This is a genomic window from Pseudomonas sichuanensis, from assembly GCF_024749065.1.
Lineage (GTDB): Bacteria > Pseudomonadota > Gammaproteobacteria > Pseudomonadales > Pseudomonadaceae > Aquipseudomonas > Aquipseudomonas sichuanensis.
The window spans coordinates 403490-427344 of sequence record NZ_CP087185.1 but is presented as its reverse complement, the minus strand read 5'-3'; the positions used below and the strand labels follow the sequence as shown (position 1 = coordinate 427344).

Below are 23855 nucleotides of genomic sequence, written 5' to 3'. Positions count from 1 at the left end.
TTGATCGTGGGAGCGGGCTTGCCCCGCGAACACCGGCGTAGCCGGTGCCATCCCATGTGCTGGCTGCATCGCGGGTCAAGCCCGCTCCCACGCTAGATCTTCGATCAGTGTTCCGCCAAGCGCGGCAGCACCTGATCCAGCCGCTGATACAACGCACTGCTGCGCGGCCAGTTGCGCAGCAGCCGCGCGCGGTCACGGCCGAATGCCGGGGCGAAGCTGAGCTGGGTGGCATGCTGGCACATGGCATCGAGGTCGATCAGCGACCAGCGGCCGTTGTCCCAGAACAGGTTGTGGCCCTTGAAGTCACCGTGGCTGATGCGTTCGCGGATCAGCTGCTGCATCAGCTGCACCAGCGCCTCGACCTGCTCATCCGGCGCCTCGCCGCTGTCCACGAACGGCGCAAAGCAGGCGGTCAGGTCCGGCCCATCGACATACTCGGTCAGCAGGTAGGCGCGGTTGCGCAAGCCCAGGGTGCGGGTTTCCAGCACTGCCAGCGGGCGTGGCGTGGCAATTTCGAGGAACTCCAGGCGGTGGCCTTCGATCCACGAATGCCAGGCCCGGCTCGGGCGCCAGAAGCGCTTGAACCAGTGCGCGGTGTTCTTGATGTTGTAGCGCTTGAGCACCAGCGTGCGTCCGCCCACCTCGACCCGCGCGACGCTCGCCGCACCGCCGGTCTTGTACAGGTGGCCCTGGTCGATCAACGCATCGGCCTGCTCCAGCACCGGCAGCAGCGCCTCGGCTTGTGGGCGACGCACCGCGCGCAAGCCCGACAGGGTGCGCTTGACGCTGAACAGGGTGCATTCGCGCCCGGCCTTCTCCAGGTAATCCTTCAGGCGCCAGTTGCGCACCTTGTCCACCTGCTTCAGCAGGGCTTCGAGCGGCAGCGCGTGCTCGCCGTTGGCCAGCAGGTAATGCACCAGCGCCTCTTCGATGAACGGTTCCAGGCGCTTGGGCAACTGGGCGAACAGCACCCCGAGGTTTTCCAGCACACGCTGACGCGACAGTTGCTGGCCAGGGGTTTCGGCCTTGATGCCAGCGCCATCGATCAGGTACACCCGGCCCTCCTGGCGCAGCAGGTTGTCCAGGTGCAGGTCTTCCTGCCACAGGCCCTTGGCGTGCATCTGCGCCACTGCCGTCAGCGCCTCGCCCAGCACCGTATGCTGCTCGTCGGCGAGCATCGGCAGGTGCTCCACTGCGGCCCAGGCATCGGCCAGGCTTTCGGCGTGATCGAGGTACTCGAACAGCAGCCAGCCGCCCTCGCCTTCCTTCAGGCCATCGGCCAACAACTGCGGCGTGGTCAGGCCTTGTTCGGCCAAAAGGCGCACGCCATCGAGCTCACGCTGGAAATGGCGGGCGGCGTTAGCGCCCACCAGCAGCTTGGCCAGCACCGGGGTGCCGCGCCAGATACCGGCGCCGACATAGCGCTGGCCGGGCAGCACGCGCAGCAGGCTGAGCAGTTGCAGGTCAGCCATGCCCGCAGCATCGGCGAGGGTGACGGTCAGCGGCAACGACGGGCTGCGCCCGAGGTCCTTCAGTTCGGACAGGTGCATCAGCGGGCCTCTTTATGGCGACGGCGTTGCGTCAGGCGTTGCAGCCAGGCATTCACCTGCGCGCTGTCCACCGGCTGTTGCAGGTAGGCGCCGAGCAGTTCGCGCACATCCGCCTCGCTCCAGGCACGGGCGCGACGCAACAGCGGCTCCAGGTCCTTGACCCGGTCGCGCTGACCGAACAGCAGCGGGCGGGTCTTCTCCAGGTCGATCAGCTGCGCCTGCCAGCCTTCGCGGCGCTCGCGCAGGAAGATGTGCTTGGGGTAGAAACACCCATGCATCTGCCCGGCGCCGTGCAGGGTGCGGGCCAATTGGCCGCACGCCTGCAGGATGCCCCGGCGCTGCGCCTCGGGCAGCTGCGGCCATTGCTCCAGCAAACGCTCAAGGTCGCTCCAGTCATCCAGCGCGCGGGTCATGAGGATCGCACGGTGCTGGCCGGCCTGCTTGCGCTCGCCGAAGAACACCGCCTGCAACGCCGGGATATCCAGCTTCTGGTAGCGGCTGATGTTGCGGAATTCGCGGGCGAACGTCGGTTCGCCAAACGGCCGTTGCAGGCTGCGGGTCAGGTAGTCGCACTGGCGCTTGAGGTAGTAGCCCTTGCCCTCCAGCTCCAGGCGGAACACGCTGCTCCAGCCGCCACGGCCGGTATTGGGCTCGTCCACGGCGTCCAGCTGCAGCGCCCACAGCGCTTCAAAATCGCTCAGGCCATGGCGCTTGAGCAGCGCCTGGTCGGCGCTGGCCAGGTAATCGGTCATTCCCTTCCCTCGAAAAAGCTCAGCACCTGGCGAATGCGCCGCTTGTCGCGGGCAGTCAGGCGCGCGTGCCGGCGGTACTGCAGGTAGAAGCGCAGGCGCTGGGTCGCCGACAGGTGGTATTTGGCGACCTTGTCCAGGCACGCCAGGTCCTTGATCAACCGGTGACGGAGCATGAAGCCGCGCCAGAAATCGCCGGTCGGGCAGTCGATGAAGAACAGCGTGCCCTGATCGTCCACCAGCAGGTTGCGCCACTTCAGGTCGTTGTGGGCGAAGTGATGGTCGTGCATCTCGCGGGTATGCCGGGCCAGCTGGCGGCTGACATGGTCGACCCAGGCGCGATCCTGCAAGCGTGGGTCGTTGCGCTCGGCCAACGCCGACAGGTCCTCGGTGTTCGGCAGCTCGCGGGTGATCATCGCCCCGCGGCCAAAGGCCAGGCCGTTGCGTTCCAGGCCCCAGGCAACCACCTCGGCGGTGGGAATGCCCCACTTGGCGAACTGCTTGAGGTTCTGCCATTCGGCCTTTATCCGCGGACGCCCCAGGTAACGGCGCATGTGCTTGCCGGCACCGGTGTAGCGCTTGACGTAATACCAGACGCCGTCGAGCTGCACACGGATGACCTCGCTGAGCGGGTCGCGGGTCAGGTGTTCGCCCTGCAGGGCGAATACCGTGTTCAAACTACCGAAGTCCGCCGCCAGCCATTCGTAGCCCGGCGCCAGTGTCCAACCCGCCATCAGAGCGCATCCCCATAGCGTTGCTTGCGTTCATAGAGTTTCTGCGCCTTGCTTTCCAGCCAGGCCAGCAGTGCGGCTTCCTCCTTGAGCACTTCGCGCAAAGGGCGCTGGAAGTAGCCACGCAGGAAGCGCAGCTTGTCACGGCGGGTCAGGCCGATATCCAGTGCCGAAAAGTACAGCGCAGCCAGGTCCTTGTCGCGCCAGCGCCGGGTGATTGTCGCCCGGGTCTGTGCTCGGTGCAGGTCGATCACCGACAGCTTGAAGTCATCCGCCGTCACCGGGCGGTCGGTGTGCAGCAGGAAATGGCAGATGTAGCAGTCGCGGTGGTTGACGCCAGCGCGGTGCATGCCGCCGGTCATCTTCGCCACTTCGGCGATCAGCGCACGCTTGAGCCGTGGCTCGGGCGGCTGACGAACCCAGTCGAGGCTGAAGTCTTCCAGGCTGACGGTCGGCGCCAGCTCTTCGGTGACGATGAACGAATGCTGGGTGGCCGGGTTACTGCCGCGCTCGCCGTAGGCTACCGCGGTCATGGTCGGCACACCGACCTCGTGCAGGCGCTGGATGGCCCGCCATTCCTGGCCGGCGCCGAGCACCGGCAGCTTGGCGCTGAACAGGTTCTTGAAGATCTCGCCCCAGCCGATGCCACGGTGGATCTTGACGAAAAAGCCCGCGCCATCGACCTCGGTACGCAGCGTGCGGCGGCCCTCCAGCTCGCGGTACACCTCGCCTTGCAGCTGCTCGACGGCCTCGAACGGGTCGCGCCCGGCCCACAGGCGCTTGAACGGTTCGGCCAGTATCAGCTTCATGCGGTCTCCTGACCGAGGATCACGTCGGCGGCATGCTGCGGCATGCTGTACAGGTCGGCGCTGTCGGCAAAGGCCACGCCATTGCGCGACCAGGCCGCGCGGGCCTCGGCGTCTTCGAGCATGCGTTGCAGGTAGCTATTGAGCTGCTCCTGCTCGAAGGGGTCGTCCAGCACCAGGCCGCTGTCGGCCTCGGCGATGTAGTGGGCGTAGCCGCACACCTTCGAGACCAGCACCGGCAGGCCGGCGACCAGCGCTTCGAGCAGCACGGTGCCGGTGTTTTCGTTGTACGCCGGGTGGATCAGCAGGTCGGCCCCCAGCAGGAAGCGCGGAATATCGCTGCGGCCCTTGAGGAACTGCACCTGCTCGCCCAGGCCCAGGGTGGCGCTCTGCAGCTGGAACACCTTGGGGTCGTCCTGGCCGATGACCATCAGCCGGGTACGCTTGCGCAGGGCCGAAGGCAGCGCGGCCAGGGCCTTGAGGCTGCGGTCCACACCCTTGGTCTTGAAGCCCGAACCGATCTGTACCAGCAGCAGTTCGTCGTCGGCCAGGCCGAACTCTTTGCGGAATTCGGCACGGATGGCGTCGGCATCAGCCGGGCGGCGGCGGTCCTGGGAGATCCCCGGCGGCAGCAGGTGAAAGCGTGCCTCGGGGGTGTCGTAGTGCTTGATGAACAGGGGCTGCTGCACTTCGGAGATCATCAGGATCTCGGTGTGGGCATCCTTGGCAAACACCGCCCGCTCGTATTCGGCGAAATGGCGGTAGCGGCCCCAGCGGCGGTACAGGCCACCGCGCAGGGTCTGGGCCTTGTCCTCGAAGCAGCCGTCGGCGGCGTAATACACGTCCAGCCCCGGCATCTTGTTGAAGCCGATCAGGCGGTCGACCGGGCGCTTGGCCAGGTCCGCCGCCATCCAGGCGCTGAGCTTCTCGTTGCGGCGGTGGTTGAACAGCGCCTTGACCGGCGCCACCAGCACCTCGAAGCCCGGCGGAATATCACCTTCCCAGATCAGCGTGTACACGCGGATCTGGTGGCCACGCTTCTGGCACTCCAGGGCGATGCGCATGAAATCGCGCTGCAGCCCGCCAAAAGGGAAATATTTGTAGAGCACGAAAGCCAGTTGCATCAACGAACATCCTCAGCCAGCAGCAGCGCGCTCAAGCGGCCCGCTACATGCTCGGGATTCAGGCGAGTGAAGCACAGCGGCCACTCGCGTTTGAGATCGAACCGGCGCAGATCCTCGGCGCTCGGTTTGTAGGTGCACTTCTTCTGCAGGCACGGGGCGCAGGGGAAGTTGCTCGCCTGGTGGATCTGGGCGCGTCCGTAGGCACCGGTCAAACCAGGGTTGGTGGGGCCGAACAGCGAAATGGTCGGCACATCCAGCGCAGCGGCCAGGTGGCCCAGGCCGGTATCGACCGCCACGCAGGCCTTGGCGGCCGCCAGCACGCGGGCGACGCCGACCAGGTTCAACTTGGGCAGCACCTGGCAGTTATTCAAGCCCTGGGCGATGCGCTCGGCGCGGGCCTTCTCCGCCGGGTTGCCCCACGGCAGCATCACCTGCAGCTTGCGCCGGCCCATGCGTTCGGCCAGCTCGCGCCAGTAGGCTTCCGGCCAGTGTTTGGTGGCCCAGGTGGTGCCATGCAGGAACACCACGTAGGGCGCCGCTGGCGGCAGTTGCAGGCGGTTGAGGTCCAGGCCGTAGTTGCCCAGGCCCTCGGGCAGGTCGTAGGCCAGGGCCAGGGCAAACAGCTGGCGCACGCGCTCGACGGCGTGCTGGCCGACGGCGACCGACAGGCGCCGGTCATAGAACCGACTGGCCAGGCCTTCACGGGCCGAATAGCGGTCGAGCCCGGCCACCGGCGCTTTCACGTAGCGGGTCAGCCAGGCCGACTTGACCAGGCCCTGGGCGTCGATCACCAGGTCGTACTTGCGCGCCCGCAGGCGTTGCTTGAAGGCCTTGAACTCGCCGCTCCTGATGGTCTGCCAGAGGTTCTTGCGCCAGCGGCGGATGGCCACCGGGATCACCTGGTCGACCGCCGGGTGCCAGCTGGGGATCTCGGCAAAGCCCTCTTCCACCACCCAGTCGAAACGGATGCCGGGGATGGCGTGGGCGGCGTCGGTGAGCGCCGGGAGGGTGTGGATGACGTCGCCCAGGGACGACGTCTTGATGATCAGGACCCGCACTCAGTCGACCTCTGCCACGCTATCGATCAGGTTTGGCCCGCCCAGGTGGTGCAGGGCGGCGATCACCTTGGCCGGCTCGAGCAGACGCAGGCAATTGTAGTGGCCGAAGCGGCAGGTGCGGTCGAAGCAGGGGCTGCACTCGATGCCGGTGCGCACCACCTCGACCTGCTCGGCCAGCGGCGGGGTAAAGCCCGGCGAAGTCGAGCCATACACCGCCACCAGCGGGCGGTTCAAGGCGGCGGCCACGTGCATCAGGCCGGAGTCGTTGGAGACCACGGCGTTGGCGCAGGACATCAGGTCGATGGCCTCGGCCAGCGAGGTTTCGCCGGCCAGGTTGTACGATTCTTCACGCAAGCCCGGGATCAGCCGCTCGCGGATCTGCTCGCCCACCGGGTGGTCGTTCTTCGAACCGAACAGCCACACCTGCCAGCCCTGGCGGATCATGGCATCGGCGACTTGCGCGTAATGCTCGGCCGGCCAGCGCTTGGCCTCGCCGAACTCGGCACCGGGGCACAGGGCCAGTACCGGGCGGTCCAGCTGCAGGTTGAACTTGGCCACGGCCGCATCAAGGCTCTGGGCCTCGATCTGCAGGCTGGGGCGTGGATAAGGTTGCGGCAGTTCGGTGCCCGGTGCGTAGGCCAGGGCCATGAAGCGCTCGATCATCAGCGGGTAGCGCGCCTTGTCCAGCTTGCGCACGTCGTTGAGCAGCAGGTAGCGCATTTCGCCGCGCCAGCCGGTGCGTTTGGGGATGCCGGCGAAGTACGGCACCAGCGCCGACTTGAGCGAGTTGGGCAGCAGGATCGCCTGGTCGTACTGGCCGGCCAGCGACTTGCCGATGCGCCGGCGGGTAGCCAGTTCCAGCGCGCCGTGGCCGAGCGGGAAGCTCAAGGCCTGGCGCACCTCGGGCATGCGCTCGAGGATCGGCCGGCTCCACTCGGGGGCCAGCACATCGATCTCGCAGTCGGGGTGCTGCTGTTTCAGGCACTGGAACAAAGTCTGCGCCATCACCATGTCGCCGACCCAGCTGGGGCCAATGATCAGTATTTTCATGCTTTATCCAGAAACATTCGGGGAGGCTGCAGGCTGCGTTACAACCTGGCCTCCCCTCTTTATATTCAGGCTATGTGGCGTGCAGTGTACCACTGGGGTCCGAATCGCGGGGCAAGCCCGCTCCCACGCACCGTGGGGGCGGCGGTGCGCCGATGCGACTTGCCCCGCGATGCTTCAACTCAACCCCAGTTGCCCCCAGATCCGCCGCACCTCGCGGCGCTCATCGACGAACTGCGCCGCATCGATCACCCCGGCCTGCTTCTGCAGGGCCTGGCGGTGCGAGGCCGCACGGAACGCCTTGTACACCTCGCGCAGCAGCACGGCGTCGGCGGCGGGCATCAGCCCGGCCTGCTCCAGCTCTTCGAGGATGCGGATATTGTCGGTCCAGCGCAGTATGGCCGCGTGGTCGTGGGACCAGGCCAAAGCGGCGTATTGCACCATAAATTCGATATCGACGATACCGCCGGCATCCTGCTTGATATCGAAGGGTTGCCCGGCATCGAATGCGTTGCTCGCGGTACCTGCAGCGGTGCCCTTGGTGCCAAGGTTGTCGCGCATCTTGGCGCGCATCTCACTCACTTCGGCGCGCAGTTTATCCAGGTCACGGGCCTTGCCCAGCACCCCCGCGCGCACCGTCTCGAACGCCGCCGCCACCTGCTTGCAACCCACCAGCACGCGGGCGCGCACCAGCGCCTGGTGTTCCCAGGTCCAGGCTTCGTTCTGCTGGTAGCGCTCGAAGGCGCCGAGCGAGCTGACCAAGAGGCCCGAGGCGCCGGACGGGCGCAGGCGCATGTCGACGTCATAAAGCTGCCCGGAGTTGGTCTGGGTGGTCAGCAGGTGAATGATGCGCTGGCCCAACCGGGTGAAGAACTGCGCGCTGTCGATGGGTTTGGCGCCATCGGTTTCGGCCTGCGGGTCGCCATCGTGGATGAACACCAGGTCCAGGTCCGAGCCATGGCCCAGCTCGATGCCACCGACCTTGCCGTAGCCGACGATGATGAAGCCCGGATCGCACAGGCTGCCATCACTGCGCTTGGGCTGGCCATGGCGGCTGACGGTCTGGCGCCAGGCCAGGGCCAGCACCTGGTCGAGGATGGCTTCGGCGAGCCAGGTCAGGTAGTCGCTGACCTTCATCAATGGCAGGTTGCCGGTGATTTCGGACGCCGCCACGCGCAGGCTGTGGGCCAGCTTGAAGTGGCGCAACGCTTCCATCTGCTGTTCGAGGTCGTCTTCGGGGATGCGGGTCAGGCGCTCGCGCAGCTCGGCGGCCAGCTCTGGCGCCAGGGGCGGGCTGAACAGCCGGCCTTCGTTGAGCAGTTCGTCGAGCAGCAACGGGTAACGGGCGATCTGCTCGGCGATCCACGGGCTGGCCGCGCACAGGGTCAGCAGGCGGCGCAGGGCGCCGGGGTTTTCGGTGAGCAGCACCAGGTAGGCCGAACGACGGGCCACGGCCTCGACCAGTGGCAGCACCCGTTCCAGCACCAGGTCTGGGTTGGCATGCTCCACGGCCTGGGCCAGCAGGCGCGGAATGAAGGCGTCCAGGCGTTCGCGGCCGATACGCTGCATCGAGCGCAGCGACGGGCTGACGCGCAGGGCGGTCAAGCGGCGCAGGGCATCGGCGGGTAGTTTGAAGCCGGCTTCCTCGAGCTGGCGACAGGCTGCCTCTTCATCCTGGGCCTGCTCCCACAGCGGCGACCATTCGCCGCCCACCACCAGCTCGCCCTCGGCTTCGTCTTCATCGGGGTCGGCGATCACCTGGCGGAAGTGCCAGTCGATGCGCCCGCGCCACTCCATCAATTGCGCGTGGAAACTGGCCCAGTCGGCAAAGCCGAGCATGTAGGCAATGCGCTCACGGTCGGTGTCGTCATCCGGCAGCATCTGGGTCTGGCGGTCGGCGATGGCCTGGATCGCATGTTCGGTGTAGCGCAGGAACTCATACCCCTCGCGCAGCTCGGCGACCACCGCCGGCGGCAGGTAACCCTGCCCCTCCAGGGTCGCCAGCACTTTCAGCAAGGGCCGTTGCTGCAGGCTGAGGTCGCGCCCGCCGTGGATCAGCTGGAAGGCCTGGGCGATGAACTCCACCTCGCGGATGCCACCGGCGCCAAGCTTGATGTTGTCGGCCATGCCTTTGCGCCGCACTTCCTGCTGGATCAGCTGCTTCATGGTGCGCAGCGCTTCGATGGCGGAGAAGTCCAGGTAACGCCGGTACACGAACGGGCGCAGCATCTCCTGCAACTGCGCGCCGGCCGCCTGGTCGCCGGCCACCACCCGCGCCTTGATCATCGCGTAGCGCTCCCAGTCGCGGCCCTGGTCCTGGTAGTACTGCTCCAGCGCATTGAAGCTCAGCACCAGCGAGCCGGCCGAGCCATAAGGGCGCAGGCGCATGTCGACGCGGAACACGAAACCATCGACGGTGACCGGGTCGAGCGCCTTGATCAGCCGCTGGCCGAGCCGGGTGAAGAACTCCTGGTTGTCCAGCGAGCGCTTGACCCCGGTGGTTTCGCCGCCTTCGGGGAAAGCGAAGATCAGGTCGATGTCGGAAGACAGGTTGAGCTCCACCGCGCCCAGCTTGCCCATGCCCAGCACCACCATGTGCTGCACCTCGCCGCTGCGGTTGCCGATAGGCGTGCCGAACTGCTGGCAGTGGCGTGGGTAAAGCCAGGCATAGGCTTCATCTATACAGGCATCGGCAAGGTCGGACAGGTCGCGGCAGGTTTCGCCCAGGGCCGCGGCGCGGGTGATGTCGCGCCAGATGATGCGCAGCTGTTGGCGGTTACGCTCGCGGCGCAGGTTGCGCGCCAGTTCGTCCTCGCTCTGGGCGGCCTGGGCCACGGCGTTGATCTGCCCACGCAGCTCGCCCGGAGCATAGGGCCGATCGAGCTCGCCACCTTGCAGCAGGCCGAACAGCATGGCCGGGTCGCGCTGGGCCTGGGCCAGCACGAAGTCGCTCGCGGCGCACACCTGGTCGAACTGCCGTCGCTGCTCGACGCTCCAGCTGTCCGGGTTCAGCTCAGGGTGCCCGGCCAGCGCATCGCGCAGGAACTGTTGATTGCGGGCAACCAGCGGTTGCAGGGCGGCAGGCAGATCGAGCGGCAAAGGCAGGCGCATGGTCTATCCTTGATCAGCGTGAAAGAGAGGGGTTGGAGCGGTCGAACGGGGGCCGGACCACGGTTGGACTGTCATACAAAAGTTAGAAATAGCTGAAAATCTTGATTTTCTAGTAAGAAACATCAACAAACACCTAACTCGAACACAGATTCAACCGACGGGAACGTTTTTCCCCACAACCCGGGATGCGACAAACCGTCGCATTTGTGTAGTTTTACTACTACCCATGCCGTGCAAAAGCATGAAATCCGAAAGCATTTGTAGTAAAACTACACCGCGCCGGATGACTGTCCGGTAATCCAAGAATTCACGACGTCTGCCCATAAGGCCAGTCGCAAACTCAGGCCCCCGATTCTGGTGGCCTTTCCGCCCTGGAGCAAGCCATGCAAGACCTCGATCCAATCGAAACCCAGGAATGGCTGGATGCCCTGGAGTCGGTCCTCGACAAAGAAGGCGAAGACCGCGCTCATTACCTGATGACCCGTATGGGCGAGCTGGCCACCCGCAGTGGCTCGCAGCTGCCGTATGCCATCACCACGCCGTACCGCAACACCATCCCTGTCACCCACGAAGCACGCATGCCTGGCGACCTGTTCATGGAACGCCGCATTCGCTCGATGGTGCGTTGGAACGCCCTGGCCATGGTCATGCGCACCAACCTGAAAGACTCGGACCTGGGTGGCCACATCTCGAGCTTCGCCTCCAGCGCCACGCTGTACGACATCGGCTTCAACTACTTCTTCCAGGCCCCGACCGAAGAACACGGCGGCGACCTGATCTTCTTCCAGGGCCACGCTTCGCCAGGCGTCTACGCCCGCGCCTTCATGGAAGGCCGCATCAACGAAGACCAGATGAACAACTTCCGTCAGGAAGTGGACGGCAACGGCCTGTCTTCGTACCCGCACCCTTGGCTGATGCCTGACTTCTGGCAGTTCCCGACCGTTTCGATGGGCCTGGGCCCGATCCAGGCGATCTACCAGGCACGCTTCATGAAGTACCTGGAAGCCCGTGGCTTCATCCCGGCCGGCAAGCAGAAGGTCTGGTGCTTCATGGGCGACGGCGAGTGCGACGAGCCGGAATCCCTGGGCGCGATCGCCCTGGCCGGCCGCGAGAAGCTGGACAACCTGATCTTCGTCATCAACTGCAACCTGCAGCGCCTCGACGGCCCGGTTCGCGGCAACGGCAAGATCATCCAGGAACTCGAAGGCGTGTTCCGCGGCGGTGGCTGGAACGTCAACAAAGTGGTCTGGGGCCGTTTCTGGGACCCACTGCTGGCCAAGGACACCAACGGTGCCCTGCAGCGCCGCATGGACGAAGTCATCGACGGCGAGTACCAGAACTACAAAGCCAAAGACGGCGCGTACGTTCGTGAGAACTTCTTCAATACCCCAGAACTCAAGGCCATGGTCGAAGACCTGTCCGACGAGGAGATCTGGAAGCTCAACCGTGGCGGCCACGACCCGTACAAGGTCTACGCGGCTTACCACCAGGCTGTGAACCACAAAGAGCAGCCAACCGTCATCCTGGCCAAGACCATCAAGGGTTACGGCACCGGTGCTGGCGAAGCCAAGAACACCGCGCACAACACCAAGAAGGTCGACGTCGACAGCCTGCGTCACTTCCGTGACCGCTTCGACATCCCGGTCAAGGATGCCGACCTTGAGAACCTGCCGTTCTTCAAGCCGGAAGAAGGTTCCGCCGAAGCCAAGTACCTGGCCGAGCGCCGCGCAGCCCTGGGTGGTTTCGTGCCGCAGCGCCGCGCCAAGAGCTTCAGCGTACCAACCCCATCCCTGGAAACGCTGAAAGCGATCCTGGACGGCTCGGGCGACCGTGAAATCTCCACCACCATGGCCTTCGTGCGTATCCTCGCGCAGCTGGTCAAGGACAAGGAAATCGGCCAGCGCATCGTGCCGATCATCCCGGACGAAGCCCGTACCTTCGGTATGGAAGGCATGTTCCGCCAGCTGGGCATCTACTCGTCGGTCGGCCAGCTCTACGAGCCAGTCGATAAAGACCAGGTGATGTTCTACCGCGAGGACAAGAAGGGCCAGATCCTCGAAGAAGGCATCAACGAAGCCGGCGCCATGTCGTCGTTCATCGCTGCCGGTACTTCGTACAGCTGCCACAACCAGCCGATGCTGCCGTTCTACATCTTCTACTCGATGTTCGGCTTCCAGCGTATCGGCGACCTGGCCTGGGCCGCTGGCGACAGCCGCACCCGTGGCTTCCTGATCGGCGGTACCGCCGGCCGTACCACCCTCAACGGTGAAGGCCTGCAGCACGAAGACGGTCACAGCCACATGATGGCGGGCACCATCCCGAACTGCCGCACCTACGATCCGACCTACGGCTACGAGCTGGCGGTGATCATCCAGGACGGCATGAAGAAGATGACCGAAGAGCAACAGGACATCTTCTACTACATCACCGTGATGAACGAATCCTATCAGCAGCCAGCCATGCCGGCCGGTGTCGAGGAAGGCATCATCAAGGGCATGTACCTGCTCGAGGAAGACACCCGCGAAGCCGCGCACCACGTACAGCTGATGGGCTCCGGCACCATCCTGCGCGAAGTTCGCGAAGCGGCGAAGATCCTGCGTGAAGAGTTCAACGTCGGTGCCGACGTATGGAGCGTCACCAGCTTCAACGAACTGCGCCGCGACGGCCTGGCCGTGGAACGCGCCAACCGCCTCAAGCCTGGCCAGAAGCCTCAGACCACCTACGTGGAAGAGTGCCTGGCCGGCCGCAAAGGCCCGGTCATCGCCTCCACCGACTACATGAAGCTGTTCGCCGAGCAGATTCGCCAGTGGGTACCGAGCAAAGAATTCAAAGTCCTGGGTACCGACGGTTACGGTCGCAGCGACAGCCGCAAGAAGCTGCGTCACTTCTTCGAAGTAGACCGTCACTTCGTGGTGCTGGCTGCCCTGGAAGCCCTGGCTGACCGTGGCGAGATCGAACCCAAGGTTGTGGCTGACGCCATCGTCAAGTTCGGCATCGACCCGGACAAGCGCAACCCACTGGACTGCTGAGGAGTATTTTTAAGTGAGCGAACTCATTCGCGTACCTGACATCGGCAGCGGTGAAGGTGAAATCATCGAGCTGTTCGTCAAGGTCGGTGACCGTATCGAGGCCGACCAGAGCCTGCTGACCCTGGAGTCCGACAAGGCCTCCATGGAGATCCCGGCCCCCAAGGCCGGCATCGTCAAGGAACTGAAGGTCAAACTGGGCGACCGCCTGAAAGAAGGCGACGAGCTGCTGGTCCTGGAAGTCGAGGGCGCAGCTTCCGCGCCCGAGGCTCCGGCCGCCGCTGCTCCGGCCGCCGCACCGGCGCCGGCTGCGCAAGCCGCCCCAGCTGCCGCGCCAGCCGCAGCAGCCCCGGTTGCCGCCAGCGTGCAGGACATCCACGTGCCGGACATCGGCTCGTCGGGCAAGGCCAAGATCATCGAAGTGCTGGTCAAGGTCGGCGACACCGTCGAAGCCGACCAGTCGCTGATCACCCTGGAGTCCGACAAGGCCTCCATGGAAATCCCGTCGCCTAGCGCCGGCGTGATCGAAGCCGTGCTGTGCAAGCTGGAAGACGAAGTGGGCACCGGCGACCTGATCTTCAAGATCAAGGCCGCAGGCGCCGCCCCTGCAGCAGCACCGGCTCCGGCCGCTGCTGCTCCGGCTGCCGCTCCTGCCCCAGCTGCTGCGCCGGCCGCCGCTCCGGCTGCCGCGCCTGCTCCAGCCCCGGTCGCCACCGCGCCGGCCGCCGGCAGCAACGCCAAGGTCCATGCCGGCCCTGCCGTTCGCCAGCTGGCCCGTGAATTCGGTGTCGACCTGGGTGCGGTCGCCGCCACCGGCCCGCACGGCCGTATCCTGAAAGAAGACGTTCAGGTCTACGTCAAGGCCATGATGCAGAAGGCCAAGGAGGCTCCAGCCGCCGGTGCTACCGGTGGTGCAGGCATCCCGCCGATCCCGGCCGTGGACTTCAGCAAGTTCGGTGAAGTGGAAGAAGTGGCCCTGACCCGCCTGATGCAGGTCGGCGCCGCCAACCTGCACCGCAGCTGGCTGAACGTGCCGCACGTTACCCAGTTCGACTCGGCCGACATCACCGAGCTGGAAGCCTTCCGCGTCGCGCAGAAAGCCGTCGCCGAAAAAGCCGGCGTCAAGCTGACCGTGCTGCCGCTGCTGCTCAAGGCCTGCGCCTTCCTGCTCAAGGAACTGCCGGACTTCAACAGCTCGCTGGCGCCAAGCGGCAAGGCGATCATCCGCAAGAAGTACGTGCACATCGGCTTCGCCGTGGACACCCCGGATGGCCTGCTGGTCCCTGTGATCAAGAACGTCGACCAGAAGAGCCTGCTGCAACTGGCTGCCGAAGCCGCCGCGCTGGCCGAGAAGGCGCGCACCAAAAAGCTGTCGGCCGACGACATGCAAGGTGCTTGCTTCACCATCTCCAGCCTCGGCCACATTGGCGGCACCGGCTTCACGCCGATCGTCAACGCGCCTGAAGTGGCTATCCTGGGCGTCTCCAAGGCGACCATGCAGCCGGTCTGGGATGGCAAGGCCTTCCAGCCCAAGCTGATGCTGCCGCTGTCGCTGTCCTACGATCACCGTGTGATCAACGGCGCCGCCGCCGCGCGCTTCACCAAGCGCCTGGGCGACGTGCTGGGCGACATCCGCACCATGCTGCTGTAACCCGCTGTTTGCCCGCCTTCCCTCGGGAAGGCGGGCACCCCTTTCGAGCTGCCACGCTCGTACCTCAACCCCGCCAATTGGCGGGGCTTTTTTTGAGCTGCAGGCCGCAAGCTGCAAGCTGCAAGAAAAAGCAGTTCATGCCCCAACACCGCTCAGCTTGATGCTTGCAACTCGAAGCTCGCAGCTGCTTTTCTTCAGATTTCATCTTGTTTGCCGACAACCTGCACACAGCATCCCGCATGGCCGCTTGCCAGCCCACGGGACATGATGCAACCTTGCCCGATGCGCCGCTTTCCAGGCGGCGCTCCCTGTTCAAGCGAGTCTTCGATGAAAAGCCAACCCGATGCCGCCAGCCGAGTGGCGGCCGAGGTCGTCACGCAGCTCCCCGTGCCCTCGCGGCTCGGCATGCTGCGTTTCGAACGGCTGAACGAAGCCAGCTGGGCCATGCTCTACGTCGACCCCGCCTGCGAGCGGCAATTCGGCCTGGCCGCCGCCGAACTCTGCGCCTTGATCGGCTCGCCCTACGCCAGCCTCATGGAGCCGGAGGCGCGCTACAAACTGCACGACGAGATCCAGCTGCAACTGGCCCGGCGCGGCCACTACCGCGTGCGCTACACCCTGCACGCAGGCCCGACGCCGTTGCGCGTGCTGGAAGCGGGCGAAAGCTACAAGCAGCACAACCGCCAGCTGCTGCGTGGCTACCTGACGGTGATGGACGACCAGCAGGACGACAGCGCCGACCTCGACGCAAACGATCTCGAATCCCGCAACAACCGCCTGCAACTGGCCCTGCAGCTCAATCAGCGCGCCCAGCAGGAGCAGCTCGAACACCTGGAGCGGGTGCGTGCCCAGCAGGACCTGATCCTGCGCCTGGCCCGCCAGCGCTACAGCATCGGCAACTCGCTGCTCGAAGCCGCCGAACTGATCACCCAGAGCGCCTGCGAGATCTACAAGGTCGACAGCGCCAGCATCTGGTACCTGCACGATCAACGCCTGGAGCCGATCAGCGCCTGGTACCACCACGAGCGGCTGCACCGCCTGCCCGAGCCGATCGACGCCAGCCGCTTCCCCGACTACCTCGAAGCCCTGCACGCCAGCCGCGCCATCGATGCCCACAACGCCAGCCACGACCCGCGCACCCGCGAAATGGCCGAGCTGCTCTACCCCACCGACGACAACGCCATGCTCGATGCCAGCATCCGCATCGACGGCCAGGTGGTGGGGGTGCTGTGCCTGGAGCAGACTGGCCGGCCAAGGGCCTGGCAGTCGGACGAGATCGCCTTCGCCGGCGAGCTGGCCGACCAGTTCGCGCAAGTGATCAACAACCACAACCGGCGCACCGCCGCCAACGCGCTGCACCTGTTCCAGCGCGCCGTGGAACAGAGCGCCAGCGCCTTCCTGCTGGTCAATCGCGACGGCGTGGTGGAGTACGTGAACCCCAGCTTCACCGCCATCACCCAATACAGCACCGAGGAAGTCCAGGGCCACCACCTGGCCGAGCTGCCGGCACTGGAAAACTTGAGCGAACTGCTGTTCGACTCCCCCTCCAGCCTGGCCATGGGCAACAGCTGGCAGGGCGAGTTCAAAAGCCGGCGCAAGAACCTCGAGCCTTACTGGGGCCAACTGTCGATTTCCAAGGTGTACGGCGACAACCGCGAGCTGACGCACTACATCGGCATCTACGAAGACGTCACCCAGACCAAGCTGGCGCAACAACGCATCGAGCGGCTGGCCTACACCGACAACCTGACCAACCTGGGCAATCGCCCGGCGTTCATCCGCAACCTCGACGAGCGCTTCGCCCGCGACAGCAGCAGCCCGATCTGCCTGCTGCTGGTGGACATCGACAACTTCAAGCGGATCAACGACAGCCTCGGCCACCAGACCGGCGACAAACTGCTGATCAGCCTGGCCCGGCGCCTGCGCAACAGCCTGAGCAGCGGCGGCAGCCTGGCGCGCTTCGCCAGCAACGAATTCGCCGTGCTGCTCGACGATACCTCCCTCGAAGACGGCCAGGGCGTGGCCCACCAGTTGCTGCGCACTCTCGACAAACCGATGTTCGTCGACAATCAGCTGATCAACGTCACCGCCTCCGTGGGCCTGGCCTGTGCCCCCCTGCACGGCAGCGACCCGGCCACCCTGATGAAGAACGCGGGCCTGGCCCTGCACAAGGCCAAGGCCAACGGCAAGCACCAGGTGCAAGTGTTCACCGAAGTGCTCAACGCCGAGGCCAGCTACAAGCTGTTCGTCGAGAACAACCTGCGCCGGGCGCTGACCCAGAACGAACTGGAAGTGTTCTACCAGCCCAAGCTGTGCCTGCGCAGCGGCCGCCTGCTCGGGCTCGAGGCGCTGCTGCGCTGGAACCACCCGGAGCGCGGCATGATCCGCCCCGACCAGTTCATCAGCGTGGCCGAAGAGACCGGCCTGATCATCCCCATCGGCAAGTGGGTGGTGCGCCAGGCCTGCCGCATGAGCCTGGAGCTGCGCGAGGCCGGCATGGGCAACCTGCACGTGGCCATCAACCTGTCGCCCAAGCAGTTCTCCGACCCGGAGCTGGTGAGCTCGATCGGCAGCATCATCAAGGAAGAGGCGCTGCCGCCGCACCTGCTGGAGCTGGAACTGACCGAAGGCCTGCTGCTCGAAGCCAGCGAAGACACCCACCGCCAGCTCGACGAGCTCAAGGCCCTGGGCCTGACGCTGGCCATGGACGACTTCGGCACCGGCTACTCGTCGCTGAGCTACCTGAAGAAGTTCCCGATCGACATCATCAAGATCGACCGCAGCTTCATCAACGAGATCCCCGACAACCAGGACGACATGGAGATCACCTCGGCGGTGGTGGCCATGGCGCACAACCTCAAGCTCAAGGTGGTCGCCGAGGGTATCGAGACGCCGGAGCAGCTGGCGTTCCTGCGCCGGCACCGCTGCGACGTCGGCCAGGGCTACCTGTTCGACCGGCCGATCCCCGGGCGCGAGCTGACCGAAAAGCTGCGCCGCTACCCGCGTGGCCCGCTGGCCTGACAGCGGCCCAAACCTCGGGCACTATAGAAGCCATTCGGGCCCTATCGCCGGCAAGCCGGCTCCCACAGGGTTCAATCCAATCCCTGTGGGAGCCGGCTTGCCGGCGATGGGGCCAACACCTATCCCACTGAAAAAACACAGAGGAACGGCCATGACCCTGCGTTCGGAAATCCTGGTGAACAAAAACGTCCTGCCCACCGCGGAACAGGCCCTGCCTGGCCGCGAAACCCCGATGACCCTGCCCGAGTTCCACTACGTTTTCGAAGGCACCCCGCTGCTCGGCCCGTTCTTCGAGGGCGACATCGACTTCGCCATCTTCGGCCTGGGCTGCTTCTGGGGCGCCGAGCGCCGCTTCTGGCAGCGCGAAGGCGTGGTCAGCACCGTGGTCGGCTATGCCGGCGGCTTCACCCCCAACCCCACCTACGAAGAAGTCTGCTCGGGCCTGACCGGCCACACCGAAGTGGTGCTGGTGGTGTTCGACAAGAACCGGGTCAGCTACCGCGAACTGCTGGCGATGTTCTGGGAGCTGCACAACCCGACCCAGGGCATGCGCCAGGGCAACGACATCGGCACCCAGTACCGCTCGGCCATCTACTGCACCTCGCCGCAGCAACTGATTGAGGCCAAGGCCAGCCGCGACGCCTTCCAGGCCGAACTGGGCAAGGCCGGCTTCGGCGAGATCACCACCGAGATCGACCAGGCACCGACCGTGTACTTCGCCGAGGCCTACCACCAGCAGTACCTGGCCAAGAACCCCGACGGCTATTGCGGTATCGGCGGCCTGGGCGTGTGCCTGCCACCCAGCCTGCAAGGTAACTGAGCCATGATCCTGTTCCATTCGCCGCTGTCGCCGTTCGTGCGCAAGGTCATGGTGGTGCTGCACGAGACCGGGCAACTGGGCGACGTCACCCTGCAAGGCGTGAATATCAGCCCGGTGAGCGGTGACGAGCAGCTCAATGAGGGCAACCCGATCGGCAAGATCCCGGCCCTGCGCCTGGACGACGGCAGTGTGCTGCATGACAGCCGGGTGATCTGCGAGTACCTCGACAGCCGCCACGTCGGCAACCCGCTGCTGCCCCGCGAAGGCTCGGCGCGCTGGCGCCGGCTGACCCTGGCCTCCCAGGCCGACGCGATCATGGATGCCGCGGTGGGTACCCGCTACGAAACCTTCCTGCGCCCGGCGGACAAGCAGTGGGACGGCTGGGTCCAGGCACAGGGCGAAAAGATCCGTCGCAGCCTGGCCAACCTTGAACACGAGCACCTGGCGGAGCTGGCTTCGGGGTTCGACCTGGCGGCGATTGGCGTGGCTTGTGCCTTGGGGTATCTGGACCTGCGCCAGCCTGATTTCGGATGGCGTGAGCGCCAGCCAGGGCTGGCGGCGTGGTATGCCGAGGTGAGCCAGCGGGCGTCGATGCTGGCCACCGCGCCGCAAGGCTGAAGGGCCTCTTCGCGGGTAAACCCGCTCCCACAGGATCTGTGCCGTACCTGTGGGAGCGGGTTTACCCGCGAAGGCCTCACCTCGGTGTTACAGGAAACAACATTCCAATTTTAAGGGCCAACCACCGCCCAACCTCTCTATCCTCCCTCATCCCAACCTCCCCACCCGCGACCAGTCCAACCGACGGGTCAGCACCATGAACACCCCCAGCAAACCAAAGCACAGTAGCGAGCCCATAAGCAGCGCGTAATCTTCAGCGCTGAGCAGCCCATAAAGCATGCCGTACAACGCCGCCAGCCCCGCCGCAAAGCCCACCCCGCGCCCCAGGCTGCGCAGTACATGCGCCAGGTAGAAGCCGATCAGCAGCACACACCCCGACGCCGACAGCCCATAGGCCAGGCCAAACCCCAGGTGCTCCGACAGCGACAGCAACAGCAGGTAGAAGAATGCCAGGGCCACGCCCACCAGGATGTACTGCACCGGGTGCACGCTCAGGCCCTTGAGCACCTCGAACAGGAAGAAACCGGCGAAGGTCAGGGCTATGAACAGCAGCGCATATTTGATCGCCCGCTCGCTCTTGAGGTACTGGTCGACCGGATCGACGAAGCTCACGCCAAAGGTGGTGCCCAGGAACACGTTGCATGCCTGCGGGCTGACGCACTGGTCGAGAGCGTCTTCCAGGTTGGTGGCAAAGAACGAGGTCTGCCAGTGGGCGGTGAAGCCGGTGTCGTCGATGTCGCGACGAGTCGGCAGGTAGCTGCCGATGAAGCTGGGGTGCGGCCAGTTGGCGCGCATGGCCACGCTGCTGCTGCGGCCCACCGGCAACACATGCAGCTGGCCGGTGCCCTGCAGGGCGATGTCAAAGCCGTAGTCGAAGGCCCGTGCCTGCTGGCCATCGAGCTGCGGCAGCGGCACATGCACCCCGGCGCGCATCCAGTCCAACCCGGTGCCGGCCTCGAAGGCCAGTTGCTGGTCGTCGAACTTCAGCTCCAGGCCGCTCTCGATGCCGCGGATATCGCTGATGCCCACCACCAGGTACGGTTTGTCGAAGCGGTAGTCATCGTAGTCCTTGTCGATGCCCCAGCGCTCGGGCAGCTTGAAACGGCCCTTGATGCTGCCCTTGGCGTGGAACAGCCGGGCCTGGTAGATGCCACGGGCGCGCAGCTCGGTCTCCACGCCGATGTCGGCATCCATGGTTTCCGGCAGGAAGTACAGGTTGCCATTGAGGGTGTAGGTTTCCTGAACGCTCTGGCCGTCCTTTTCGATCCAGCGGCGTTCGTACTTACGGTAGGGCACCACCACCATCGGGCCGCTGATCTGCTGCTCGAAGCTGGAACTGCGGGCGATATCGCGCAACACATCGTCACGCAGGCTCTGCCGTTCGTCGATGAGGCCGCCAATCATGAATAGCGGGATGAGCAACAGCAGGATCAGCACGGCGATGGTACCGAGCTTGAATCCGAGGGTCTTGTTCATGGGTGAGGCTCCGTGTGCGATGGGGCCAGTGTCTGCCCGCTGCGTGGAGCCCTCAGGGAGGGAATGTGGAGATTGTGTGGAGATTGCAGGGACGGCGACACACTGCGTGGGAGCGGGCTTGCCCCGCGATGAGGCCAACCCGGGCAACGTCACTGCCTGATCGGGCCTCATCGCGGGGCAAGTCGCATCGGCGCACCGCCGCTCCCACGCGTCAGCTGAAGCGTCGCACCGGCAACCAGAGCCGCACCCGCACCCCACCCTCGACGTTGTCCACCGCCAGCGAGCCGCCATGCAGCTGCATCACCTCGGCGACGAAGTTCAACCCCAGCCCGGTGCTCTTGCGCCCGGTATCCGGCCTTGGCAGTGAATAGAACCGCTCGCTCACCCGCCCCAGCGCGTACTCGGGAATCGCCTGCCCCTGGTTGAACAGGCTCAGCGCCACCCGCTCGCCCTCGCGCTCCAGCTCGAACAGCAAGGCGCCGCCCTGCGGGGTGAAGTCCAGGGCGTTGTCCAACAGGTTGGCCAGCGCCTGGCGCATCAGGAACGGGTCGCACCACAGGCGCATATCCACCGGCACTCGCTGGCGCACCTGCAAGCCGGCATTGTCGATACGCGCCCCATGGGCCAGCAGCAGTTCATCGACCAGCGCCGCCAACGCCACCTGCTGCTCGTCCTCCAGCGCCTGCATCTGCTCGACCCTGGCCAGGTTGAGCAGGCGCTCGATCATCTGCTGCAGGCGCTCGCTCTCACGCTCGATATTGCCGGCGAAGCGCGCCCGCTGCTCGTCCGGCATGGGGCCCTGGAGCAGCTCCGAGGCGCCGCGGATCGCCGCCAACGGGCTCTTCAGCTCATGGGTAAGGGTGTGCACGTAGCGCTCGACATAGGCCTTGCCTTCCAGCTGCGTACGCATGCGCTCCACCGCCGTGGCCAGCTGCTGCAGCTCGCCGCCCTTGTAGTGCGGCAAGGCGGCGCGCTCGCCTTCGCTGACCGCCTGGGCATAGTGGGTGAGCCGGCGCAGCGAACGGGTCAGCCACCACGACAGCGCCGCGCCGACCAACAGGCCGAGCACGATCAACCCCAGCCCAAGGGTCAGCAGGCGCTTCTCGGAGCGGTCGATGTAGGGTTGCAGCGAGCTGTTGGGCTTGGCCACCGTCACCACGCCGATGATCTGCCCATCATCGAGGATCGGCGCCGCCACGTGCATCACCGAGGTGCTTTCGTCGTCCGGGTCGCTGCGGGTCGAGCGCGCGCCGTACTGCCCGCGCAGGGTGAGGTAGACATCGTTCCAGCGCGAATAGTCCTTGCCCAGGGCCTGGCCGCTGGAGTCGAGCAACACGATGCCCTTGGCGTCGGTGACATAGATGCGGTGGCTGACCTGGTTCTTCGCCAGCCCCCAGATCTGCGCGCTGGGGCGGCGCTCGCCGTAGGACTGCAGCACCTGCGACAGGCGGCTCTGGTTCAGGGTGCCGTGCTTGACGTCGTCATGGAGGATTTCCGCCAGCAGGTTGGCGGTGTCCACCAATGTCTCCTCGGAGGACTGGCGCACCACCGGGCGGATCTGTTCGCGCACGGTATTGAGCAGAAAATAACCGGCCAGCCCGACGAACAGGAAATACACCAGGAAGATGCGAATCCCCAGGCGCATCAGGCGTGCTCCGGGCTGTAGCTGTAGCCCAGGCCGCGGTGGGTCTGGATCGGTTCGGCGTCGGCGGCCACCTGGCGCAGCTTGGCGCGCAGGCTCTTGATATGGCTGTCGATGGTGCGTTCGTAGCCCACGTCCGAGGCCACGCCCAGGCCATCGAGCAACTGCTCGCGGCTGAACACCCGCCGCGGTTGTTCGAGCAGGCATTGCAGCAGGCGGAATTCGTGGCGGGTCAGCGCCAGCGCCTGGCTGCGATAGACGATACGCATGGCCAGGCTGTCGAGCTGGAACGGCGTGCTGTCTGTGGCCGGCTCGCTGCGTGGCGCCATGCGCTTGAGGATCGCCCTGACCCGGGCCGCCACTTCGCGCGGGCTGAACGGTTTGACCACGTAGTCGTCGGCACCGATTTCCAGGCCCAGCACGCGGTCGATCTCGGCGTCGCGGGCACTGAGGAACATCACCGGCACCTCGGTAAAGCGGCGCAGTTGGCGGCAGGTTTCGAAGCCGCTGATGTCCGGCAGGCCAATGTCGAGGATCACCAGGTCGGCCGGGCGCAGGCGCTGCTGCTCGAGCGCGGCACTGCCCAGGGTCACCCATTCGGTGCTGTGGCCATCGGCCTGCAGGGCGTACACCAGGGTGTCGGCGATGGCGGATTCGTCTTCGACGATGAGGATGTGGGGCATCTGAGCGGCAAGCCTCAAGCTGCAAGCTTCAAGTGAAAGCGGATCGCGGCAACTTACACCGATCCGCTGTTTCTTGCAGCTTGTCGCTTGAAACTTGCAGTTGGCGAATCAGCAGCTCGGCTTGCCCGCGGTGAATTTCTCGGCCGGGTTCACCGCCGCCTTGAACTTCTTCAACGCCTTGGCGCCGACCAGCAACGGATAGTTGAAGTTGCTGCGATCGACCAGGTTGACCTCCACGGTGCGCTTCACGTCACCCAGGCACAGCTCCAGGTCGACTACCGGGCGGCGGGACAGCTCGGGGGCATCGCCCTCCTCGTCCTCGTCGGCGCGGTTCTTGATCTTGCTGATGCGCGAAACCTCATGCTCGTAGACCTTGCCATCGGCGTCCTTGGTTGCCAGGCGAAAGCGCACCCATTCCTTGCCGTCACGGCTGAACAGCTCGATATCCTTGGCCGACAACGACGCGGTGTAGGCACCGGTGTCCATCTTGGCTTTCAGGGTTTCGCCGATCTCCGGCAACTTGATGTTCTCGTAACGGCCGTAGAGCGTGGGCTCGGCGGCCATGACCGGCAACGCCAGCAGGGACAGCAGGGCAAGCAAGGGTTTCACGGGGCAGGCTTCCTTGAGAGGGGTCAGTGCTTAGACTGCGCGGGCAGGATAGGTTCGTTGCCACAGGTTAAACAACACAATGTGAAACATTTGTGCCACTTAATGGACGTACGACGTTTGGCGTAGGCCCCCG

General features: G+C 65.4%; 17 protein-coding genes. 5 read left to right on the top strand and 12 right to left on the bottom strand.

Features of this window, described 5'->3' with window-relative positions:
- Window positions 1–104 precede the first annotated feature (104 nt).
- The 8 genes from LOY51_RS01970 to glnE form a co-directional block, all read right to left on the bottom strand.
- On the bottom strand, window positions 105–1550 hold the full coding sequence (locus LOY51_RS01970) for a lipopolysaccharide kinase InaA family protein (protein WP_258644166.1): 1446 nt from the start codon (window positions 1548–1550) through the stop codon (window positions 105–107).
- Entirely contained in the window at window positions 1550–2302 is a 753-nt protein-coding gene (locus LOY51_RS01965) for a lipopolysaccharide kinase InaA family protein (protein WP_125462304.1), read from the bottom strand. Before LOY51_RS01965 ends, LOY51_RS01970 begins: the two co-directional genes overlap by 1 nt.
- Complete coding sequence (locus LOY51_RS01960) at window positions 2299–3033, bottom strand: lipopolysaccharide kinase InaA family protein (RefSeq protein WP_258644165.1); 735 nt, start codon at window positions 3031–3033, stop codon at window positions 2299–2301. The genes LOY51_RS01965 and LOY51_RS01960 overlap by 4 nt, the downstream gene beginning before the upstream one ends.
- The gene (rfaP, locus tag LOY51_RS01955) at window positions 3033–3839 is read right to left on the bottom strand and encodes a lipopolysaccharide core heptose(I) kinase RfaP (RefSeq protein WP_125462302.1); all 807 of its coding nucleotides are present in this window, start codon (window positions 3837–3839) and stop codon (window positions 3033–3035) included. The genes LOY51_RS01960 and rfaP overlap by 1 nt, the downstream gene beginning before the upstream one ends.
- Window positions 3836–4960 (bottom strand): glycosyltransferase family 4 protein, encoded by a 1125-nt coding sequence (locus LOY51_RS01950; RefSeq protein WP_125857168.1) that lies wholly within the window; start codon window positions 4958–4960, stop codon window positions 3836–3838. Before LOY51_RS01950 ends, rfaP begins: the two co-directional genes overlap by 4 nt.
- Window positions 4960–6018, bottom strand: coding sequence for a lipopolysaccharide heptosyltransferase I (waaC, locus tag LOY51_RS01945; RefSeq protein ID WP_125857167.1), 1059 nt, complete (start codon window positions 6016–6018; stop codon window positions 4960–4962). Before waaC ends, LOY51_RS01950 begins: the two co-directional genes overlap by 1 nt.
- Window positions 6019–7068, bottom strand: a complete 1050-nt coding sequence (waaF, locus tag LOY51_RS01940) for a lipopolysaccharide heptosyltransferase II (RefSeq protein WP_258644164.1) — start codon at window positions 7066–7068, stop codon at window positions 6019–6021. It abuts the gene before it with no gap.
- A gap of 174 nt (window positions 7069–7242) precedes the next feature.
- Entirely contained in the window at window positions 7243–10176 is a 2934-nt protein-coding gene (gene glnE / locus LOY51_RS01935) for a bifunctional [glutamate--ammonia ligase]-adenylyl-L-tyrosine phosphorylase/[glutamate--ammonia-ligase] adenylyltransferase (RefSeq protein ID WP_258644163.1), read from the bottom strand.
- Window positions 10177–10559: 383 nt separating this feature from the next.
- Here glnE and aceE point away from each other — a divergent pair, with 383 nt between their 5' ends.
- From aceE to LOY51_RS01910, 5 genes are all read left to right on the top strand, one after another.
- Entirely contained in the window at window positions 10560–13205 is a 2646-nt protein-coding gene (aceE, locus tag LOY51_RS01930; protein ID WP_110992293.1) for a pyruvate dehydrogenase (acetyl-transferring), homodimeric type, read from the top strand.
- 13 nt (window positions 13206–13218) lie between these two features.
- Window positions 13219–14853, top strand: a complete 1635-nt coding sequence (gene aceF, locus LOY51_RS01925; RefSeq protein ID WP_125857164.1) for a dihydrolipoyllysine-residue acetyltransferase — start codon at window positions 13219–13221, stop codon at window positions 14851–14853.
- A 327-nt stretch (window positions 14854–15180) separates the two neighbouring features.
- Window positions 15181–17874 (top strand): putative bifunctional diguanylate cyclase/phosphodiesterase, encoded by a 2694-nt coding sequence (locus tag LOY51_RS01920; RefSeq protein WP_125857163.1) that lies wholly within the window; start codon window positions 15181–15183, stop codon window positions 17872–17874.
- A gap of 151 nt (window positions 17875–18025) precedes the next feature.
- Window positions 18026–18694 carry a peptide-methionine (S)-S-oxide reductase MsrA gene (msrA, locus tag LOY51_RS01915; protein ID WP_125462294.1) on the top strand — a complete coding sequence of 223 codons (669 nt, stop codon included), beginning with the start codon at window positions 18026–18028 and terminating at the stop codon, window positions 18692–18694.
- Window positions 18695–18697: 3 nt separating this feature from the next.
- Window positions 18698–19312 carry a glutathione S-transferase gene (locus LOY51_RS01910; protein ID WP_125462293.1) on the top strand — a complete coding sequence of 205 codons (615 nt, stop codon included), beginning with the start codon at window positions 18698–18700 and terminating at the stop codon, window positions 19310–19312.
- Window positions 19313–19459: 147 nt separating this feature from the next.
- Here the strand turns inward: LOY51_RS01910 and creD are convergent, their stop codons facing one another.
- The 4 genes from creD to rloA2 all read right to left on the bottom strand — a co-directional run bounded on the left by creD (window position 19460) and on the right by rloA2 (window position 23722).
- Window positions 19460–20788 carry a cell envelope integrity protein CreD gene (creD, locus tag LOY51_RS01905; protein WP_258644162.1) on the bottom strand — a complete coding sequence of 443 codons (1329 nt, stop codon included), beginning with the start codon at window positions 20786–20788 and terminating at the stop codon, window positions 19460–19462.
- Window positions 20789–20999: 211 nt separating this feature from the next.
- Window positions 21000–22433 (bottom strand): two-component system sensor histidine kinase CreC, encoded by a 1434-nt coding sequence (gene creC, locus LOY51_RS01900; RefSeq protein WP_125857161.1) that lies wholly within the window; start codon window positions 22431–22433, stop codon window positions 21000–21002.
- Window positions 22433–23113, bottom strand: a complete 681-nt coding sequence (gene creB, locus LOY51_RS01895) for a two-component system response regulator CreB (protein ID WP_125462289.1) — start codon at window positions 23111–23113, stop codon at window positions 22433–22435. The genes creC and creB overlap by 1 nt, the downstream gene beginning before the upstream one ends.
- A 108-nt stretch (window positions 23114–23221) precedes the next feature.
- Window positions 23222–23722, bottom strand: a complete 501-nt coding sequence (gene rloA2, locus LOY51_RS01890; RefSeq protein ID WP_125857160.1) for a retropepsin-like aspartic peptidase RloA2 — start codon at window positions 23720–23722, stop codon at window positions 23222–23224.
- Window positions 23723–23855 lie beyond the last annotated feature (133 nt).

What these genes read in the sequence shown, in the direction of transcription:
- LOY51_RS01970 (WP_258644166.1), bottom strand. Translation starts at nt 1,550, where the DNA reads ATGCACCTGTCCGAACTGAAGGACCTCGGGCGCAGCCCGTCGTTGCCG.
- LOY51_RS01965 (WP_125462304.1), bottom strand. Translation starts at nt 2,302, where the DNA reads ATGACCGATTACCTGGCCAGCGCCGACCAGGCGCTGCTCAAGCGCCAT.
- LOY51_RS01960 (WP_258644165.1), bottom strand. Translation starts at nt 3,033, where the DNA reads ATGGCGGGTTGGACACTGGCGCCGGGCTACGAATGGCTGGCGGCGGAC.
- rfaP (WP_125462302.1), bottom strand. Translation starts at nt 3,839, where the DNA reads ATGAAGCTGATACTGGCCGAACCGTTCAAGCGCCTGTGGGCCGGGCGC.
- LOY51_RS01950 (WP_125857168.1), bottom strand. Translation starts at nt 4,960, where the DNA reads ATGCAACTGGCTTTCGTGCTCTACAAATATTTCCCTTTTGGCGGGCTG.
- waaF (WP_258644164.1), bottom strand. Translation starts at nt 7,068, where the DNA reads ATGAAAATACTGATCATTGGCCCCAGCTGGGTCGGCGACATGGTGATG.
- glnE (WP_258644163.1), bottom strand. Translation starts at nt 10,176, where the DNA reads ATGCGCCTGCCTTTGCCGCTCGATCTGCCTGCCGCCCTGCAACCGCTG.
- aceE (WP_110992293.1), top strand. Translation starts at nt 10,560, where the DNA reads ATGCAAGACCTCGATCCAATCGAAACCCAGGAATGGCTGGATGCCCTG.
- LOY51_RS01920 (WP_125857163.1), top strand. Translation starts at nt 15,181, where the DNA reads ATGAAAAGCCAACCCGATGCCGCCAGCCGAGTGGCGGCCGAGGTCGTC.
- msrA (WP_125462294.1), top strand. Translation starts at nt 18,026, where the DNA reads ATGACCCTGCGTTCGGAAATCCTGGTGAACAAAAACGTCCTGCCCACC.
- LOY51_RS01910 (WP_125462293.1), top strand. Translation starts at nt 18,698, where the DNA reads ATGATCCTGTTCCATTCGCCGCTGTCGCCGTTCGTGCGCAAGGTCATG.
- creD (WP_258644162.1), bottom strand. Translation starts at nt 20,788, where the DNA reads ATGAACAAGACCCTCGGATTCAAGCTCGGTACCATCGCCGTGCTGATC.
- creC (WP_125857161.1), bottom strand. Translation starts at nt 22,433, where the DNA reads ATGCGCCTGGGGATTCGCATCTTCCTGGTGTATTTCCTGTTCGTCGGG.
- creB (WP_125462289.1), bottom strand. Translation starts at nt 23,113, where the DNA reads ATGCCCCACATCCTCATCGTCGAAGACGAATCCGCCATCGCCGACACC.